General features: G+C 56.1%; 14 protein-coding genes and 1 pseudogene. 7 read left to right on the forward strand and 8 right to left on the reverse strand.

Going from position 1 to position 18737, the window contains the following annotated elements:
- Positions 1-7: 7 nt before the first annotated feature.
- From ACFOSU_RS10500 to ACFOSU_RS10515, 4 genes are all read right to left on the reverse strand, one after another.
- A complete protein-coding gene (locus ACFOSU_RS10500) occupies positions 8-1288 on the reverse strand; it encodes an efflux RND transporter periplasmic adaptor subunit (RefSeq protein WP_380689310.1) in 1281 nt (426 codons plus the stop codon).
- Positions 1285-2595 carry a TolC family protein gene (locus tag ACFOSU_RS10505; protein ID WP_380689313.1) on the reverse strand — a complete coding sequence of 437 codons (1311 nt, stop codon included), beginning with the start codon at positions 2593-2595 and terminating at the stop codon, positions 1285-1287. Before ACFOSU_RS10505 ends, ACFOSU_RS10500 begins: the two co-directional genes overlap by 4 nt.
- A 482-nt stretch (positions 2596-3077) precedes the next feature.
- The gene (locus ACFOSU_RS10510) at positions 3078-4229 is read right to left on the reverse strand and encodes an IS30 family transposase (protein ID WP_380689315.1); all 1152 of its coding nucleotides are present in this window, start codon (positions 4227-4229) and stop codon (positions 3078-3080) included.
- 543 nt (positions 4230-4772) lie between these two features.
- On the reverse strand, positions 4773-4919 hold the full coding sequence (locus ACFOSU_RS10515; RefSeq protein ID WP_380689317.1) for a hypothetical protein: 147 nt from the start codon (positions 4917-4919) through the stop codon (positions 4773-4775).
- 661 nt (positions 4920-5580) lie between these two features.
- Between ACFOSU_RS10515 and ACFOSU_RS10520 the strand changes: the two genes are divergently transcribed.
- Positions 5581-5907: a hypothetical protein gene (locus tag ACFOSU_RS10520; RefSeq protein ID WP_380689319.1), complete on the forward strand. Its 327-nt coding sequence runs from the start codon at positions 5581-5583 to the stop codon at positions 5905-5907.
- 617 nt (positions 5908-6524) lie between these two features.
- On the opposite strand, the gene ACFOSU_RS10525 is transcribed toward ACFOSU_RS10520, so the two are convergent.
- Complete coding sequence (locus tag ACFOSU_RS10525) at positions 6525-6674, reverse strand: hypothetical protein (protein ID WP_380689321.1); 150 nt, start codon at positions 6672-6674, stop codon at positions 6525-6527.
- A gap of 401 nt (positions 6675-7075) precedes the next feature.
- Positions 7076-7549, reverse strand: coding sequence for a MerR family transcriptional regulator (locus ACFOSU_RS10530; RefSeq protein ID WP_380689323.1), 474 nt, complete (start codon positions 7547-7549; stop codon positions 7076-7078).
- Between the two features lie 135 nt (positions 7550-7684).
- On the opposite strand from ACFOSU_RS10530, the gene ACFOSU_RS10535 reads away from it, so the two are divergent.
- The 5 genes and pseudogenes from ACFOSU_RS10535 (at position 7685) to ACFOSU_RS10555 (ending at position 15328) form a co-directional block, all read left to right on the forward strand.
- Positions 7685-8317, forward strand: a complete 633-nt coding sequence (locus ACFOSU_RS10535; RefSeq protein WP_380689325.1) for a hypothetical protein — start codon at positions 7685-7687, stop codon at positions 8315-8317.
- Positions 8314-10254, forward strand: coding sequence for a hypothetical protein (locus ACFOSU_RS10540; protein ID WP_380689327.1), 1941 nt, complete (start codon positions 8314-8316; stop codon positions 10252-10254). Before ACFOSU_RS10535 ends, ACFOSU_RS10540 begins: the two co-directional genes overlap by 4 nt.
- Positions 10247-11167: an ATP-binding protein gene (locus ACFOSU_RS10545; protein ID WP_380689329.1), complete on the forward strand. Its 921-nt coding sequence runs from the start codon at positions 10247-10249 to the stop codon at positions 11165-11167. The genes ACFOSU_RS10540 and ACFOSU_RS10545 overlap by 8 nt, the downstream gene beginning before the upstream one ends.
- Before the next feature lie 1863 nt (positions 11168-13030).
- A complete protein-coding gene (locus tag ACFOSU_RS10550) occupies positions 13031-14230 on the forward strand; it encodes a tyrosine-type recombinase/integrase (RefSeq protein ID WP_380689331.1) in 1200 nt (399 codons plus the stop codon).
- A 40-nt stretch (positions 14231-14270) separates the two neighbouring features.
- Positions 14271-15328: pseudogene (locus ACFOSU_RS10555) on the forward strand (integrase core domain-containing protein).
- Positions 15329-15844: 516 nt separating this feature from the next.
- Here ACFOSU_RS10555 and ACFOSU_RS10560 read toward each other — a convergent pair.
- A complete protein-coding gene (locus tag ACFOSU_RS10560) occupies positions 15845-16795 on the reverse strand; it encodes an AraC family transcriptional regulator (protein ID WP_380689333.1) in 951 nt (316 codons plus the stop codon).
- Between the two features lie 176 nt (positions 16796-16971).
- Here ACFOSU_RS10560 and ACFOSU_RS10565 point away from each other — a divergent pair, with 176 nt between their 5' ends.
- Positions 16972-17805 carry an oxidoreductase gene (locus ACFOSU_RS10565; protein ID WP_380689335.1) on the forward strand — a complete coding sequence of 278 codons (834 nt, stop codon included), beginning with the start codon at positions 16972-16974 and terminating at the stop codon, positions 17803-17805.
- 220 nt (positions 17806-18025) lie between these two features.
- On the opposite strand, the gene ACFOSU_RS10570 is transcribed toward ACFOSU_RS10565, so the two are convergent.
- On the reverse strand, positions 18026-18718 hold the full coding sequence (locus tag ACFOSU_RS10570) for a hypothetical protein (protein WP_380689337.1): 693 nt from the start codon (positions 18716-18718) through the stop codon (positions 18026-18028).
- Positions 18719-18737 lie beyond the last annotated feature (19 nt).

Raw genomic sequence — 18737 nt, forward strand, 5'->3', positions numbered from 1 at the left:
CTCCTGATCAGTGGCCGTGGGCGGCGCTACGCCCGCCCGCGGTGAGTACGGAAGCCAGATCGAACGAGCCACTGGTGACAACCGCATCGCCCGAGCTCAAGCCCTGCCTTACTTCGACTTGGCCGCCTCCCTCGTCACCGAGCACGACCGGTATTGCACGAAACGCCCCCGCTTCATCGCCCGGTACGAACACGATGTCGCGTTCGCCGATACTTTGGACCGCATCAATCGGCACCAACGCAAACTGGCGCTCGGATTGTGTGCGTATTTGTGCGGTTCCGAACATGCCGCTCTTGAGCAGGCCGTCCGGGTTGTCGACCGTGGCGCGCACTCGGACGGTCCGGCTCTGCGGGTCGAGTTCCGACGAAATCCAGTCCACCGTGCCGGTAAACGTCTGGTCGGGTAACGGGCGGACATGCAGTTCAACCGACAAACCGGTCCGCAGCCGTGGCAGCGATTGCTCATCGGCTTCGATCATGACCCACATACGGCTCGTGTCGACCACATGAACCGGTGTGTCATTGGCACCAACCGATTGTCCCGGGACCAAGTCGCGTTGCTGGACAACACCCGTCATCGGCGTGGTCAGCGGATAACGCGACAACGGTGTGCCGTTACTGGTACTTATGTCCTGGATCGCCGACGGGCTCATGCCGTACAACTTGAGTTCAGCGCGAGCCGCCTCGCGCTCGGCGCGGGCCTGCGAGTAATTGGCGCGTGACTCAAGCAGCGTCGCTTCGCTGATGATCTTGTCTTCGGCCAGCTTCTTGTTGCGCTGATACGCGGCCAACTGCGTGCCATAACGAGCTGCCGCGGTGAGGTACGACGCCTTGGCCTTGCCCAGAGCGACGCTGTCGAGAATAGCCACTGTGTCGCCGGCCTCGACCCGCGTGCCCACGTCGGAGGTCACCTCAAGCACCTTCGCGTTGAGGCGCGGCCCGATACGAGCCACCCGGTCGCTGTCGAACCTCACCGTGGCCGGCGCAGTGATCACAGCAGTCGCGCTGCCGGATTTCGCCTTGCCGACCTTTATATCGAGCCGGTTACGCTGCGCCGACGTTAGATGGACCCTGTCGGGTGCCTGTTCTGCGTCGTGATCATCATGATCGCTCGAATCCGCCTCGCGCTCGCCTTGATGCTCAGCTCCGGACTCGTCGGCGGCATGATCTGATGATTTTTCTGACGCTTGATCCGACGCAACTGGAGGCTGCGCGCTGGTATCATTACAACCAGCAACGCCAAGCAGCGCAGCGAAAATAAAGAGAGTGATAATGCTACGGGATATCATCGATTGAGCTCCGAGGAATGTGCTGCGCTTTGCATGACGACCAAGCCGCCGGTGGCGCGTTCAAGGTCGGTTCCAGCGGCGATCAGAGCGTCGAGCGCATCCAGATAGTCCTGGCGAACCGCGATGAGATTGTTCTGAGCGGTGGTGATCGCCGGCGCGGCGACCTGGCCGGCCGCAAATGAGCGGCGGGTGAGATCCAACGTCTGCTGAGCCGCGTTGAGAACCGCGTCGTTGAGCGCCGCCACTTGCTGGCTGGCCGAGTCATAGTCGGACATACCGGCAAGAATCTGCAGCCGAACCTCGCGCTGTAGATTGTCCTGCTCGAGCAGCGCCTGACCGAGCTCAGCGTTTGCAACCCGCCGCTCGCCTTCGTAGCGATGAAGGATCGGCACATCGAAGCCAATGCCGCCGCCAGTAATGTCTTCGCCGCCACTCCCCTTGCCGTCGGCTTCCTGCCGATAGAAGCCAAAAACCGTGAGGTTCGGAATAATCTGTCGCCGCGACAACGACAGCCTTTTCTGTGCCGCAACGACGCGCTGTGCCGCCGCATTTAGGTCAGTACGTCGTTCCACCGAACGCGTGAGCAAGCTGTCGCTGGACGGTAGGGTAAGAGGGGCGAATCCGAGTTCGCCACGTACAGCCAAGCGTCGCTGTGGATCGACCGCCAACAAATCGTTGAGAGCGAGGCCGGCTTGGCGTGCACGATTGCGTGCGCGTGCCAAGAGTGCCTGTGCCCGGCTCTGACCGAGCTTGGCCGCATTCGCTTCCAACTGCGTACCGGCGCCGGCACTCAGCCTTTTTCTAGCGTAGGTCGCGAGTTTGTCGTTCGCTTCCACAACCTGCTGCGCGGTCTCAACGGCGCGTTGTGCTGCGAGCCTGGACAGGAAGGCGGCACGGGTTCGAGCCTGCACGGACGCTTGGAGAAAAATATAGTCAGAGCGAGCGGCGCCTGCTTCGCTTTCGGCAGCCGCTTGGCGCAGGCCGCCCTGCCCGGCAATCCACAGTTCCTGACTGACACGTACGCCGATATCGGTCGTATCTGCGAGACGGCCGCTGCGCTGGCCGGCTTCCAGTTCGACGCGGGGGTTCGATGGTACTGCTACGTCAGCGTGGATGGCTTCGCCGGTCAGGCGCTCGACCCGAAGACGTGCAGCACGCACGGCCGGGTTGTATTGCTGAGCCCACTCCAACGCTGCATCAAGTGTAAGAGGTTGGGTGATTTGGGTAACAGCTGACGCCGGCACGGCCGACGCCATAAAACATAGGCCAAGCGCAAAAGCGCTTGCCCGGAAGCAAAGAATAGGCATTGAGAATCCTCATCGCAAGGAGAAAGCGGGCTAAGCCCGCCGATTAAAGCGCGAAGGGATTCAGACTATAGGCGGCCCCAAGGGCGGCTGAAACGCTAGGCTGGCATACTGTGAGGCGGCGCGAGGGGACATGGCGCTTGAATCTAGCGGCACAAGATTACCTACAAGCCCGACCAGCCCGGTGTGATGCGCATGGGCGTGGCCGCAATGGTCGTTAACCGATAGCGCCTGATCAACACCGTCTACCGGTCGGTCCGCCGATTGAGCGTAGGCGAGGATGTGCGCGTGCGTCGACAACGTTCTATCGGCTTGCACCGGCACATCGACATGTGCGGCCCAGCCGAGCGCGTTAAGCGCCAGCACTAAGGCCAAGACGCTTTTAATTACAGTCGAGTATAGTCGCAACGGGTGCCTCATCTTCTTAAGGTTAGCACAATCACTCGCGACATCAAGCAACGGATATTGAATTGCACACCTTGGGTTCAATGGGTCAACGCAACACTCTGATCAAAGGACTCGGCAGGCGTTAAATAGCCGAGCGTCTTCCTCGGTCGCTGGTTGAGTTTCGACGAGTACGGATCGAGCTGCTCCTGGGAATACAAGCCGAGGTTAGTCTTTTTCGGGAAGTATTGCCGTAGCAATCGGTTGGTGTTTTCGTTGGTGCCTCGCTGCCACGGGCTGCTCGGATCGCAGAAGTAAATCGCCATGTCCGTGGCTAGCGTCAGTCGCTTGTGATCGGCCAATTCCGAACCTCGATCCCAAGTCAGTGATCGGCGTAGCGATTCGGGCAACGTCACGATCTGGCGAGATAGACCGTCGATCACACTTCGAGTGTCCTTACCCTCGACTTTCACGAGCATCGTGAAGCGAGAGCTGCGCTCGACGAGTGTTGCGATGTGCGTATTGCCGGAACCCGAGAGTAAGTCGCCTTCCCAGTGACCCGGAACGGCACGATCATCGACCTCGGGTGGTCTTTGGGATATGGGGATTGCGTCTTTGATCGAGCTGCGCATCCGACCGAGATTGCCGTGACGGGACTGGTGGAATACCCGTTGCGTGCGCAGATGTTTCTGCAGTTCCTTTTTCAGCACGCCGCGCGTCTGAATGTAGAGGCAGCGGTAGATCGTCTCGTGGGACACCTGCATGGCGACATCGTCTGGATAGCTGAGCCGAAGCCAACCCGCGATCTGCTCGGGCGACCAATCTTCGGCCAGCTTATCGACCACAATACGGCGTAGCGATGCATTCTGCGCGAGCTGACACGGTTTTGGACGTCGCGCCCGGTCCCAGGCTCGAATGTCTGCCTGGGGCGCTCGGTAACGACGGCGGCCACCATTGCGAGCGATTTCCCGGCTCACCGTAGAGGGCGCCCGACCAATACAGTCGGCGATATTTCGAATCGAGCGCCCGCTGGCCAGACCTCGAGAAATCTCTTCGCGATCCGTCGACGACAACGCCCGGGCGGCGCCTACACGCTTGGCTGGCCGAATACCGCCGTGCAGACGCAGCACGCCGAATATCGACGCCGGAAACTTGCCCAGCGCTCGACCGATATCGCTCTGAAACTCGCCGCGCCCCCAGCGCGTCTTTCTGAGTCTCGGTGAGACCCGGCCTGCCCACTCTTGACATACCACGCTCCTCTTAATGGGAATCAAAATACGTGGTGTTGCATCGACCCGTTGAATCTAGCACCGCTCGACAGAAAGAACTCAGGCATGCGTCGCCTATATTCCCTCGGCACGCCTAAATGCTTACGACCGTTCCCGAAACTTATTCGTAGGTGGAGAGCTTGCCCCGGCTGATCTAACTGTAGGACTTGGACATGGCACGCAGTCTGAACACTGTCACTATGTGTGACGTCGGCCGGCACGTGACGATGCTGGGCATAAGTGAGCTCCTTCCGTCAGTTATGAAGCTCCACAGCCACGAGCAGATAACCACTTCGGTCTCGCAAACATCAATGCGTGAACACGCCATAGTCACTTGGCATGCCTGCGACGATCCCAGTTTTTGGGTATATGAAGAGCGCCGTAGTATTCTCCGGCTTGGGAGGAGTCGGACCACTTAAGGATAACAATCAGCTCAGAAACAGCAGGGGCTGACAAGCGGTTGCATTATCGCTGTATCGGTGTGAGAGTTTTCGAGATCGGGGCGTAAGCGCGTATTATGGCTAACGCCTATACGCTCTGCGTGGCGGTGTCGCGCCTCGAAACGCGGATGACTAGCGCGCCAGCGATTGCCAATCCGGCACCTACAACATCCCAAGCATTCAGCTGTATTCCCTCGGCCAGCCACAGCCATCCCAGTGATGTCGCGATATTCAACTGTCATAGGCGGCATAGGCGCCGCCGGCAGCAGAGCTCCTCGACCGGCGTTCCGCCTCTTTGAGAATACCGATGATATGTTCTTCGGTGTACTGTTTTTTCATGTCCAATTTCTTTTGGGTGATTGGACTCTAGATCAGCCTGCCACTCAATTGCGGGGTATGGTCGGACGTGCCGCTGGGCATCCTTCACTGGAGATCGCCCAGTTCTTGTTGGGCAAGGGTTCCCTTCGCAACAGATGGGGATATAAACTATCGTTTATATTTGATATATTTACCCGAAATGCTACTCCTATTCTTCGACGAGTTCGGCACTGACCAAATGGAAGTTTGTGTGGAAGTTCCCTACGTCTATGCATCTACGATCAGAGATCAAATCCGACGAATAGAAAGTGCGGACGAACGTGCGAGATTTTGCGATGGCGTATTGCGGCATCTCGTACGTGTTATGGCGGATTTCCTCGATGAGGACATCCGACCTCCAACCGAGAAACAGGTCTTGTTCGCATATTCTTTGGCTAAGCGTGAGCACGTCGACGTGCCGAGAGATGCCCTGATGTACCGGAACGCAATGAACAAATTTTTAGATGAGCATCTCGACGGTTCTCACCTGTCGGCAAAAAGACTTCCTAGAGAGCGTCAAGTTTAACCGAGGCCGTTGAATGTCTTTAGATGATGATACAGATCAAAAGCGACTCAGCGCTGCATTAGAATCTAATGGGTATATCGAGTTTTTCAAAACGATAGATAAAGATTACCCATCGGTTGTCTGGGCCGTTTATGGGCTTATTGAGACTAATGAAATCGTTGTAAAAGCCTCTAGCGGCTCGCAGGTCGTCTTGCAGGCAGCTCCGTCTAATTTAGTGATGCCACATATGGGTGACCGTATGTTTGGAATCGATACTGCTGACTCGGAGCTCGCGAGCGAACTATCGTTGCGAATATGGGAGAAGCACGGCGACCAACTGCAAAAGGCGTCCGAGGAATAGTTCTCGTTTTACGATCGGTTCGCTGAATACGGTTTCTGTGACGTTTACGCGGGCCGTTGAAAAAAAAGTTAGCGATACTTTCGATGTTTGGCATCCATATGCTGCCAGTTGTCCGGATTTTTGAAGTGTTACATATAGACGCAAGACGTTGGCCAGTGTAGTGGGCCGACGCCGGTTCATCCGCTCTAGCTCTAGCATTCCAACGAAGCTCTAAGCCGTGGCGTTGCCGTCGCAGTGATCGGCAATGCTCATGCTAAAGATCAAGTTGTGGCCTTGTAGAAAGCGTTGACGATCATCACTGGTAAATTGCGTGCCGCAGTCTAAGGCAACACGCCGGGCACATCGTGTGACTCGCGCTTCCAAAACGCAAGCAACACGGCTATGAGTACGAGTTCTCGGGTCGGCGATAGTCTATTGAGCAACCGGCAACCGGCAACCGGCAACCGACCTGTAGTGAGGGTCGAGGATAACGCACCGATCACGCCGAGCTTTTGGGCGTCCGGATATAGGTGATGCCGGACACGCCTTTCGTGCTGGGTACGCGATGCTTGTGACCATGGCTCGGACGATCGTTGGAGGGCTTGCACGCCATCGTCGCCGGTGCGAAATGCCGTGTGTCATTGGGTGGTCATCAGCTGCGCAGCACGATTGCGGCGGATCGTCCCGCCATCAAACTGCACCGTTTCGGCGATCCGTGGCGGACTGAAGACGCCGCCACCGTCGGCCTGGAGTGCACGAATCTGCGTCGTCAGCCGCGCATGGCTCATCTCCAGGCGCTGGGGGATTGGTTCGCCCGTGTATAAAAGCCGATTGGTCGAGGCAACGGCGCACAGCTGTTTCGGATATTCACAGCAACAACGCTGGAACGTCGCGTCCCTTACGACGATTCCTTGACGAAGCAGGTTGCCGCGTCATGCAAAAGATCACGCTCTTCATTGCGACCTTCGCCAGCTGGCGCTTTAGGCGAGCAAGTCTCTGATCGCGCGGTGTGCCGCAGCCCTAAAAATTCGGCCTCCACATGATCTCGGCCCTGCGGCACCAACTATCAAGCATCGTTGGGCATGGCCCAAGATCGCGAGCGACCGCGACCCACTGCTCAATGACGATCGCACGAGCTCCACGGTGTTCGCTATGAATCCCGCGCTGTACTACTTGCGTCGCACGACACTCATTGGCCCGACTCATGAGGAGCCTCTTTTAATGTGTCCGTATTAACATGGGGAACCCTATCGGTATCGATTGTTTCCGCATGTAAATCCCGCTCGATGACCGTGATGAATAGGCCGGCTCGCACGAAATCATCGCTATCCCGCGCGTCGATCGGGCGATCGAGAATAGAGCACGCCGGCGTCGCGGTACCGTTCATATAGCTAATCAACAATCCCTTGTCGCGAAGCGCTTCCCAGTGCTCATGTCGGCATGCCTCGAATAGCGGCACTGCGACGCGACGCACGGCCGAGATCGACTGCCCATGCTCTTGGATGAGCGCAATAACGCATTTCAGTGCTAAGAGATCACCGGTTGAATAACGGGCCTTGTGCCCCTGTCCGCGCATCGAAAGTGGCGGCAGCTTGCCGCGCCAATATCTAAAGGTCTCGCGCGAAAGCGACAGCATCTCCAGCATATCGTCTTGTCTAAGCATGACTCTTCGATCAGCAGCTGTCCCGATCGACGGCAGTTTGCGTTATGGACAACGCAAACTTGCGGGTGGATTCTCCAATCTACGCAGGTTCTGCTAAAAGCGATAGGTGGTTGTGTACCGGCGTGAGAGGACCCGATGGCTGGCGCAAGATCCCACGGTGTTTCGTCGGACTTCTATTTGGCGCACTTTACAAAGGCTACCGGCGAGTGCCGATTTTACAGTTGGCAGCAGCTTCTAGGCGCTGCGCTGCTCGAAGGCACGCCCAGCATCCACGCCTTCCAAGTCGGTGGCCATGAGATCGCCTACGGTGTCGGCTCACGAATACAACGCATATGTCCTGACCTCGCCGCGCTCGACGTAAACGGCCGCACTACGCTGCAGTTCATGCACTCCAGCGACTTGGTGGCCAAGCCGGTATGGCTGGATGCCGCCCAAAAATACGCGCTATTGAACTGCTACGGGCTAAGCATGCTGACCTATGACCAAATCGAGGCGCAATCGTGTCTGGCTGTCAATTGGCTTGAGATCAGCCGTTACCTCGTGGTTCTCGATCGGGCCACCTCATACATCGATAAAGCCGTACGCTTGTTGCTGGACCGACTTGGGCAAGGCAGCATGACCTACGAAGGGCTTGTGGCTTCGCTTCCGATCACCGATAACAACTGGGCACCAGCCGTACCCTTTCTGCTCCTCCATCGTGGTCTGGCTGTATGTCGCGCGTTGGACACTGAACCGCTCCATAAGTGGATGCTGTTCGAGCGCTCATGACAACCTGGCGAGACGTGCTGGCGCATAACGCGGCCATGAGAGATATCGCAACCTGGCCTGCGATCGATCTCTGCCAGCTCAGCGAGACGCAACGGCGGCTGTTCGTTAAACGTACACAGATGCTGCGCGAAGTACTTTCAGGCACGTCGGTGCGTGTCGTGGCTGACACATACGGCGTCGCGGCAAAAACGATCTATCAGCTCCTTGAGCGAACCTTGGGCAGTCATGATGGTGCTGCACCGGCCTTATCCAATGGTCTCATCGCTTACTATCGCGTACGCCAATATAAACGTCAGTTGCCGCTGGACGAAGCGGGCACGAAATCGTCCCAAGGCGCGTTTGCTGCTCTTCAAGCCGAAGTGCCCGACCTGTTCAAAGACCTTGAAGCCCGCATCAGCGATTCGGTAGCCGGTAAGGCAAATAGGCGACATTACAGTATCGAAGCACTCCACCAAGTGTTTGTAAGGGGGCTGCGCGATCGCCATTGGCCGATCGATTACTACCCGTTCACCACCACATCGTTCGCCTATGAGTCGCTGAGGCTCTGGATCATCGAACGTCGCAACTTTTACCGATCTCGGCCGTCTGTGCTGCGAACGCAGCCCGCGTCGCATCGTCATGGGCCGCTGTCACCCATTACCGCCAAACCGTTTCGTGAAGTGCAGATTGATGAATGGCTAATTGATGCCACGTTCGCGCTGACAATAAAACACGACACGGGCCAAATCGAGCAGGTCAGCGTCAGCCGCTTCTGGCTTGTAGCCGCAGTCGACACATATTCGACTGCGGTGCTGGCTTATGTGTTCGGCTACGCCGACAACCCGACTCAATACGATCTCCAGTACTTGCTCGAACAATTATGTTCAATATGGGAACCGCTCGATGAAACTGCACGCGGTGTCAACTACTCGCAGGATGGAGGCTTACCCTCCGGCTTGTTGCAAGCAGCGCGTTTTGCCGCACCCGTCGTGCTATCACTTGATAATGCTTGGGCCCATTGGGCCAAGCATTTTCAGTCCTTTGTCGTCTCCCGAATGGGTGCTGTGCTTAACCTTGGGGCGCCCAAGCAGCCCACGGCACGGCATTTGGTAGAGACCTTATTTCGTCGCATCGGTCAACCAGTACACCAGTTGCCCAATACCACTGGCAGTAATGTGCGAGATCCGCGTCGATACAAGAAAAACCCCGCGCGGGCTGCCTTCACGCTGTCGCTCGACGACTGCCGCAACCTTATGGAAGCAGTAATCTGCGAGCACAATGCGACGCCCCGGCCTGACCTGCTCAATTACAGTCCGCTGGCTCGAATTGAGGCAGCATTTCAAAATGGCTATATCAGTCGGCAGATTCCCGAGGACATTCGTTCCTCGGGAGCAAGTTTCAAGGCCAGCCAACGCTGTGCCGTACATCCGGCGCGAATGGCTGGACTCAAGCCCTACCTTAATTTCGCCTATCTCAAGTATACCGGGCCGTGTCTCGCACATTTCTCGAAGCCTAAAAGCAGTGTCGCTATTCACTACGACACCCGCGATATCCGTGTGCTGGAAGTGGTCACTCTAGAAGGAGAGCACATTGGAAACGTGGAGTGCCAGGGTAAATGGCGAGGATTTGCTCACGGTCTGCAGCAACGTAAACGCATCTTTAAGGAGGCGCGAACCCGAAAACGGCAAGCGACCAGTGTGCTCGACGAATATATGGAGAACCTCGTCAAACAGAGGAAAAAACCAAAGCGTGCGCTTGAGCTTTCACAGATCAAAGCGCTCATCGCTGAAAAACCGAACGATCGGGACGCCCTCCATACCGCAAGTCAGCTCGATACCGGGCTAGATGAGCAGAGGGTCGATCTACCTTGGACACCGAGGACCATAGCGACCGCACCTCTAGACCCATGGTCACCACGCACGTCATTAGTCGGCGTGCAGGACGCCGCGGATGATTAGCGATCACGTCGATGCATCATTGCATCCGCTATACCGAAAAAGTTACTCGATCCAGACGCCCGCTCAAACTGAGCTGATCGAAGAGATCAAGCGCTGGCTTTACCTGGGAGCGACGGGAGGTTTTATCTGGGGTATACCGCGATGCGGCAAGACAGTGGCTATTCAAGCCTTGGAGAGGTCGCTCACAACGCGTGCCGGCCAGCCGATTCCCGTATTCATCTATAACGCGAAAACCTTTCATATGACGACTGATAACAAGCATTGGCACGCGCTATTGCTCGGATTCGGCCACGCTTTTGCATCGAAAGGTCGGGCCATCGACAAATATCAGCGATTGATTGGTCTATTGGCTGAAAGCGCCACGGTCAACGAGCGAAATCAGGTTGTTGTCGTTGTCGATGAGGCACAGAAGTGGAGGCGGCTGGAATACGAATTCATGGTTGACCTAGGCAACGATTTGGCGCTCCACAACATCAACTTGTCCGTGCTCTTGTTCGGAACGACAGAGCTCCGCGAGCAAGCGCAACATTTGACGCGTGATCTGACCGGCCATATTCGGGGCCGGTTCTTTCTGCGAGAGATTCATTACCGCGGACTGCGATCGAAAGCAGATATCGCTGCCGCGTTACGTCAGTTCGACTCGGTACTCGTGTGGCCTCAAGAAGAGCCTAAGAGCTTCACTGAATATTTCCTGCCCGAAGCCTACGAACAAAACTTTCGACTCGAAGATCTCGCTGGCTACTTTTGGCATGTTTTCCAGGATGAACGTCAACGACATGGTCTTACGGACTGGCCTTTATACTATTTCATTGCGACCGTCGAGTTGCTGTTGCTCGACTATTTGCCGAGCATGAAACCGCAAGCCTGCGATGTCCGAACGGTCGCAGCGGCATTTGCCATGAGTGCGGTCTGACGTAATGCGTACCGAGTACGGCGCTCGCGCACAAACGACGGTGTTTGATTTGGCGTGGCTAGGACGAATACCACTGGGTTTACGTCACCTGTGGCCGGGTGAATCTGCTTGGGTTTTGTTGCCGCGGTTTCTCTCGCTTAATGTATTAACGCGCTGTGCAGCTGACCATTATATTCGAACGCTAACCACGGCCCAACACGCACAGCGCCCGTGGTCGTTGACCGACCTTGAAAAGGCCCTGCTCCAGGCAAGCGAGCCAGCGCGCGACGTCGGATTGCACAATAATTCATGGGTCAGTTTCTCACATCTGCAAGATTTTGAGGGCTGGGTGCCCAGTGGTTTCGCGCAGTGGGGCGTCATCAGTCCTAAGCTGCGCTACTGCCCACTATGCGTCCATGCCTGGAGCTATCATTCGCCAGTCCATCAACTCATGATCATTGCACGCTGTCCCGTCCACGAGTGCGAATTGGTGACGACGCCGAACCTTTTTAACAATACGCTAGTTGCAAGCGCAACCGACAGTTATCTCTGGGGCTCAATTCAGAGGCCGAGTAGGCACATCGTGCTCGGTTATAGCAGACGCAAACAAGTGCCGCCCCTATTGCGGAAGTTCTTCAAAGAGTATTCGGATTATCGTAAGAAGTGCGAACAAGCAGTTGTGACGATGGCGAGGGACCGTGACGATACGCATGTAAGCAGCTCCGCGCGAGCCTTCGGCTCTGACCAGCATCGGTCAACCGCCCTGCGTGATGCTCGGACGAGGTTTGCACTGTCAGCCAAGCATTTTAACTTCGAAGTGTTACTACGAACCTGCGAAGAGCCGGCTCGTTTCGTCGCGAAAGAGATAAAACTCAAAAAAGCGGCATCGCCACCCACATTCGGCTCGAAAAGAGAGCGTCTGGCTTTCTTGCTCAGCCACGAACACCGTAACGATGGCTATGCCGAGCACATCAGGCGGGGCTCGGACCTCGCCTATGCGCCCTATTCTTACGGTCGATCTTCACTGTGTGAAGACCGCGAATTCATGGGGCGTCACGATGCGCTATCAGTCATGGGATATGCAGCTCCCGCCTGGAGTAGGATCTCGGCACGTGCGATGGACCGAGAATTTATCACCACGTTACGGCGTCTTCTACCCGGGTGCACGCATCTCAAGGAAGTCTCGTGCCACGAATTCTCGAGCACCTACGAATTCGAGTTTCCTAACATTATGACGCAGCCGCTGACTGGTTGCCCGCCGTGCGATGCCCTGCTGCACTGGCGTCAGGCTATTCACTATCGGCGCGGAAAGCTATATAGCCCCGTTTCATCGCCGCTAGTGTTCTGGCAAAGCGCCGGCTTCACACCTTGGTCTCCGACTCTCGTGTCCCGCTATCTACCGGTAAACGGATGCTTGGTTAAAGTGCCGACGACAGTGAGGCGCACACTTCTCAAATATGATCTCATCACACTATTTCAATGCTTATTGACGCTTTATTGGATCAATCATTTGGGTATAGATGACGAGCTACAGCACAAAACAGCGAATTTTAGACCCCTTTGCGATTTATTTTATCTGGCACGTAAGCACTACAGGTCCGATACAACTGTGCTCATAGGTGAGCACACGAGAGGATGCGCGATGATCCTACTTGCCAACCCGCCTTCTATTTTGGACACCTCGGCGCTATTTAGCTGCGTTGATGATTTGCCGCTTACTTTTAGGACTCCGCTCGAAGACCGTGACCTTTTGCGATATCGGCGACTCACGAGAGCGGCGCGCCACGCGGTCGTGGCCTCTGTATAGAGCTCACGGGCAAACCAATTCACTCGTTGCTGCCATCTCACAACACGACAAGCCGCCAACCGGATCAGGGGGACTTCATGGTCGACAACACACACACACGCCAATGGGCTGATGCATTATTTCCCCGTCTCGATAAACGCACGATATTACCGCTGCCTTTAGGGGATCATCGACAGCCATATCCGAAAAACGAGTCTCGTACGCTCACCCACTCAGACTCAGACAAAAATTATCTCTACAGTGACACCATCCGTGACCGAGACGCGATCCACTCGTGGCTTGAATTACATCAAAATCGCAAGAATACATTCCATTCGTATCATCGAGAGGCCGGGCGTTTCTTGCTTTGGCTTGCATACATTAAAAAGCGAAGGCTGGCTGACCTGGATTACGACGATTGGATTGAGTACGAGCAATTTCTCTTAGCGCCGCCAATAGCTTGGTGCGGGCCTCGCCATCAACGTAGGCATAAAGATTGGCGACCGTTTCGCTGGCCGCTAAGCGGAGAAACCCTCTGCTATGCTTTGAAGGTATTGCACAAGCTAAGCGTTTATTTAATATTAACGGGAACAGCCACAAAATTGGCCCCGTTACCCCAAAAATGGATTACGACTAAGCAAAATAATTTACGTACACGTGCGCTGACGAAGCAAGCCTTGAATGCTGTCGAACGGGCGCTGCTGGCTATGCCGCGCGGCAATCACCTCGAAGCGAAAATTTATGAGAGAGTTCGCTTTATGATTGCATGGATTCATGGTACCGGCAGTCGATCATCAGAGATCTGCCGCGCCAGAATGTCGGACATCCGTCGCGATCACAGGATCCAACCCGAACGGTGGTGGTGGCATATCATTGGGCATGCTGGAAAGGCCGAACGCGTGCCCATTTCAACGGAATTGTTGGCTGTGCTCATCCAATATCGACAGCATCGCGGCCTGCCCGATTTGCCGTCGGAGCGTGAAACGGATATCCCTCTGGTCTCCGTATGCAGGACGGGCCGTCACGGTACTTATGGCCCTATTCAACGCGCGACAGTACACCGAAGCATTAAAGACGTCTTTTTACTGGCCGGCGATCAGGTATCGGAAACCGACCTAAAAACAGCCCAACTTCTCTACGCTGCGTCGCCCAGCTGGTTGCGCCACACCGCTGCTGTTAACGCTATTGATTGTGGAACAGATTTGCTGACCGTAAAGGCCGATATGCGCCTTTCAATGCGTAGCCTTAGCGACTATATTATGGACACGCCGATCCGACTATTCCCCGCAATTGAGTAGTACACTGTTTTAGAGTCCAATTATCCAAAGGAGGTTGGACATGAAAAAGCGGTATGCCGAAGAGCAGATCATTGGTTTTCTCAAAGAGGCGGAAGCGCGTACACCGGTCAAGGAGTTCTCCCGGCAGTTACTACGCCTGGCGAAACAAGTTTGGTGACATGGACGTGTCGGACGCCAAGCGCTTGAAGGCCCTTCAGGCTGAGAATAACCGTCTTATAAAAAGCTGCTGTCCGAGCCGCTGCTTGAGAACGAAGTGATGCGCGGGGCCTTACGAAAAAAGTAACCGCAACAGCCAAGCGCGAGCTGGTGCGGTTCATGAGCCAGCGCGGACTCAGAGAAAGGCGTTCGCTGGCCGTCGTGGAGAGGAGGGCCAACGTATTCCGATATCAGCCGGAATCTGATCGCAACGCGTGTTTACGCGCCGAGATTCTGCGCTTGGCGCAGCGCTATCGCCGGTATGGCGCGCCGATCATTTACCTTAAGCTTCCCCAGGCGGGATGGGTTCTCAATCACAAGCGCCTCGAACGGCTCTACGCCGAGCAATGCCTGCAAGTGCGTCGGCGGCGAGGATAAAAAGTGCCGATATCCGATCGGCGCCGTTGATTCGCCTGTCTCGGGCGAACGAAGTTTGGTTGATGGATCCCGTATTCGGCCGGGTCGCCGATCGCCGCGCCCTCAAGTGCCTGGGCATCGTCGACGACGCGTAGCGCTGGTGCCAGGCCGGTCGTTGAGCGGCATGCAGGTCTCTCGTGTGCTTGATGATCTAGCGCTAACACGAGGCCTGCCCAGCATCATACGATCAGACAACGGCCCCAAATTCATTGGTAAAGCGATGATGAACTGGGCGCACCACAATAGAGTTCAGCTCAAGCAGATCGAACCCGGCAAGACGAACCAGAACGCTTACATCGAGTTCAAAAACCGTCGTTTTTTGAGATCAATGCCTGAACGAGCACTGATTCGTGAGTCTCGCGCATGCCACATCGATTTCCCCGGCGCTGGCATCTTGAGTACCACGAAGAGCGACCGAACCCGGGGATGGTTGGATCAGCGAAAAGGAGCGTCATAGGCCAAGTTGTTTGCAGACTTTTGGGCTAGTCGATTCGAGCTAGACTGTATTGCTTGTTATACCCACCTAATAATTGCTCTTACCTATAGACGTAAGCTACTGCTTAAGGCGTCTGCATCCTCCTGTCTTCTCGGACACTATATCGGAGCGGCTGAGGCGCACCAAAAAAATCGTTACCATTCAAATATCTAGCTCTGATTCGTATTGACGATACAGATTTATGTTGATCGAACAAAGCAGGGCCTAGTGATTCAACAAAACTCTCAAAAATATTGCCCGCCTTGGCCGAGCCTTTCGCCTAACTCTATATCCATTGGCTAAAAAGTCACTCCTTTGTCTTGAAGACCAGTCAGCTATAGGAAGATTCGTTTTCATTCAACACAAATCGGTCAAAAAATCGATGTAAGTGTTTGTTTTTTAGTCTGAGGAATTACCATTTTTTGTTGGTCGTCCAATCGGCTCTCGAAACCACCCGGCCACATCGCGCAGCATCGCCTGATGTGGTGCGAGAAATCACTGTGCTGCGAATGTACGGTTATCCTCGATCAATGCGACGACACATAGATCGATTGCGGCTCCGGCGGTGGCAGCTCGAACGTCGAGCGCATCCAGGCGACTTCGGCGGTCGGCGTACGCCCGAATAGACGTTTGAATTCTCGGCTGAACTGCGAAGCGCTCTCATAGCCGACATCGCTCGCCGCGGCAGCCGCGGTCATCGCATGACGAAACATCAGGAGCCTCGCCTGGTGAAGCCGGACGACCTTCACGTATTGCATGGGTGAAGTCTGCGTCGCCGCTTTGAAGTGGGCATGGAAGGTCGGCACGCTCATGTGTGCCTCGCGCGCCAGCGATTCGACATCCAGCGGCGTGGCGTAGGCTTCGTGAATACGACGTAGTGCCCGGCTGATACGACCAAACGGTGTGTATGTCCCGAGCGCGGCGCGCATTGCACCGCCTTGCTCGCCTCGAAGCACGCGGAAGTAGATCTCGCGAACCATTGACCGACCGAGAATTCGACTGTCCTCCGGCGAAGCCATGATTTCCAGAAAGCGCGCCACGGTGTCCGCCAAGGCAGGCTCAATGGGTGACGCCATCATGCCGCATGGCTTTGACGGGCCATGTATGCCCTCTCCCTCGAGCTCGATCAGCAGTTCTGCCGCCATCGGGATATCCAGATGCAGATATATGGCCAGCAACGGCTTTTCGATGCTGGCCTCCGTTTCCATCGTGAAAGGCACGGGTATCGATACGGCCAGATAGTGCTGGGCGTCGTATACATACGTCTGATCTCCCCAGTAGCCACGCTTGCGGCCCTGACAGACGATGACTATCCCCGGGTCGTAAAGCACGGGTGTTCGACGTAACGGGCGATTCGAGCGAAGGAATCTCACGTCCGGCAGCGCGGTCAGGTTATAGCCTTCCACCGGTGCCATCCTGGCGAGCAGGTCCACGATGCGTTGCTTTCGATCTGCAAATTCCGTCTTCTTGCCGTTCATCGGGCTCTCTCAATCAGGCGATGGTGGGTCAATATTCTGGACGATTTCTTAACAATATCGTCGTCGGACCATAGGAATAGGCAATCAAATCAGACGATCTCGCGTTCGAACCTGCGGGTCCGCTCTCTAACATGAGCCCTCTTCTTATACCCAGCCATATTTTGGAGAGCATCGCCATGAGTCAGCCCAGAACTATCCTTATCACCGGCGTCAGCAGCGGGTTCGGCCACGCCCTGGCCGGTGAAGCGCTCGCCGCGGGCCATCGCGTGATCGGCACCGTTCGGCGTGAAGCGGCGGCCGAAGCGTTCGAGGCGCATCAATCGGGGCGTGCGCATGCTCGTCTGCTCGATCTGACGGATACACCGTCGATATCCCGCGTCGTTGGCGAAATCAACTCTGAGTTTGGCCCGATCGACGTGTTGGTCAATAACGCCGGCTATGGTCATGAAGGCATTCTCGAAGAATCCCCAACCGAGGAAATGCGTCGGCAGTTCGAGGTCAATGTCTTTGGCGCGGTCGAGATGATCAAAGCCGTATTGCCGACGTTTCGCGAACGCCGCGCCGGGCATATCATCAACATCACCTCGATGGGCGGCACCATCACGATGCCGGGCATTGCCTACTACTGCGGGAGCAAGTTCGCTCTGGAAGGCATCTCCGACACGTTGAGCAAGGAGTTGGCGCCGTTCAACATCCATGTCACCGCTGTGGCGCCCGGGTCGTTTCGAACCGATTGGGCTGGCCGATCGATGCGTCGCTCCCCACGCAGCATCGGCGATTACGACGCCCTGTTCGATCCCGTCCGACAGGCAAGAAACGACAAGAGCGGACAACAACTGGGCGACCCCGCGAAAGCCGCTCGGGCCATGCTCGAGATCATCGAAACCGACACGCCACCGGCGCACTTGTTGCTCGGCAGTGACGCGCTCGAACTGGTTCGGGCCCGACTCGCCGATAGCGTGCGTGAGATCGATGCCTGGGAAACATTGACGGTATCGACCGACGGTTAAGCTTTTTCGACTGAGGCGACGCGCGTCGGGAACGAGACCATGGCCGTTCCCGACGCGCGATTTACGCAACAATGAATGAGACGATCAGACAGTCACAGACACAATCTACCGTCAAAAGTGTTGTGCTTTTCAAGCTAGGCAACCACCCTGGTTTCTGCACTTGAATAATGCTGCCCTTGGGTTTCGAGGGTCTCGCGGCGGTCGGACGCTTGGCGTGTTATCAGGACACCGCAGGTTCCGGGGTAAGATTTTCGAGCAATTCAAGGCACCGCGCCAGGGACCCGGCGGTCTGGTCGAGTAGTTTGAAGCTCGTGGCATCACCCAGTTTGGTGATTTCATCGCAATCCTCGCGCATGGCCCCACTCACCAGCCAGAGTGCGAAAGCCACCGAGTTGATATGCGTCTGTGGGTCTTCAGCCTCGGCCGGGTATTCGTTCAACCCCGAGCGCTCGGCGATCTGTCGAACGGAACTGTCGACGACGCCATCCAGCTGAACGATGCGGTTACCCAGCAAGCCGACGTAATGCTCGACCAGCTGAATCGCCTGCGTACAGATCGACCGGTGTTCGAGATAAGCGCTATCCGCCAGCCGCCATCGGGCTTGCCGGCATTGGCTTTGCAGATCCAGGCAGTCCGCGATGGATTGGTTGAGTCGACGGCAGATCATGACGTTCGCCAAAGACTGTGCGTCGCGGGATGGCTCGGCTGAGTCACGCGCATCGCGATCATCGGCGGCACGGCTTAGAACCCGTGTATGACCCTCGCGGAACAAGCGGTCCATATCCAGCCGCAGGCGCTGTCCAATGGGCGACGATCGTGAAACGTCCGAGGGCATGAATTGGTCGTCCATCGCTGACGCATGGGCGTTGTAGGCCGCGCGCTGTTGCGGCTTTCTGGGAGATTGATCATTCATGGTGGTCTCCGATCGAGAT

Source organism: Salinisphaera aquimarina, from assembly GCF_042643355.1.
Classification (GTDB): Bacteria; Pseudomonadota; Gammaproteobacteria; order Nevskiales; family Salinisphaeraceae; genus Salinisphaera; species Salinisphaera aquimarina.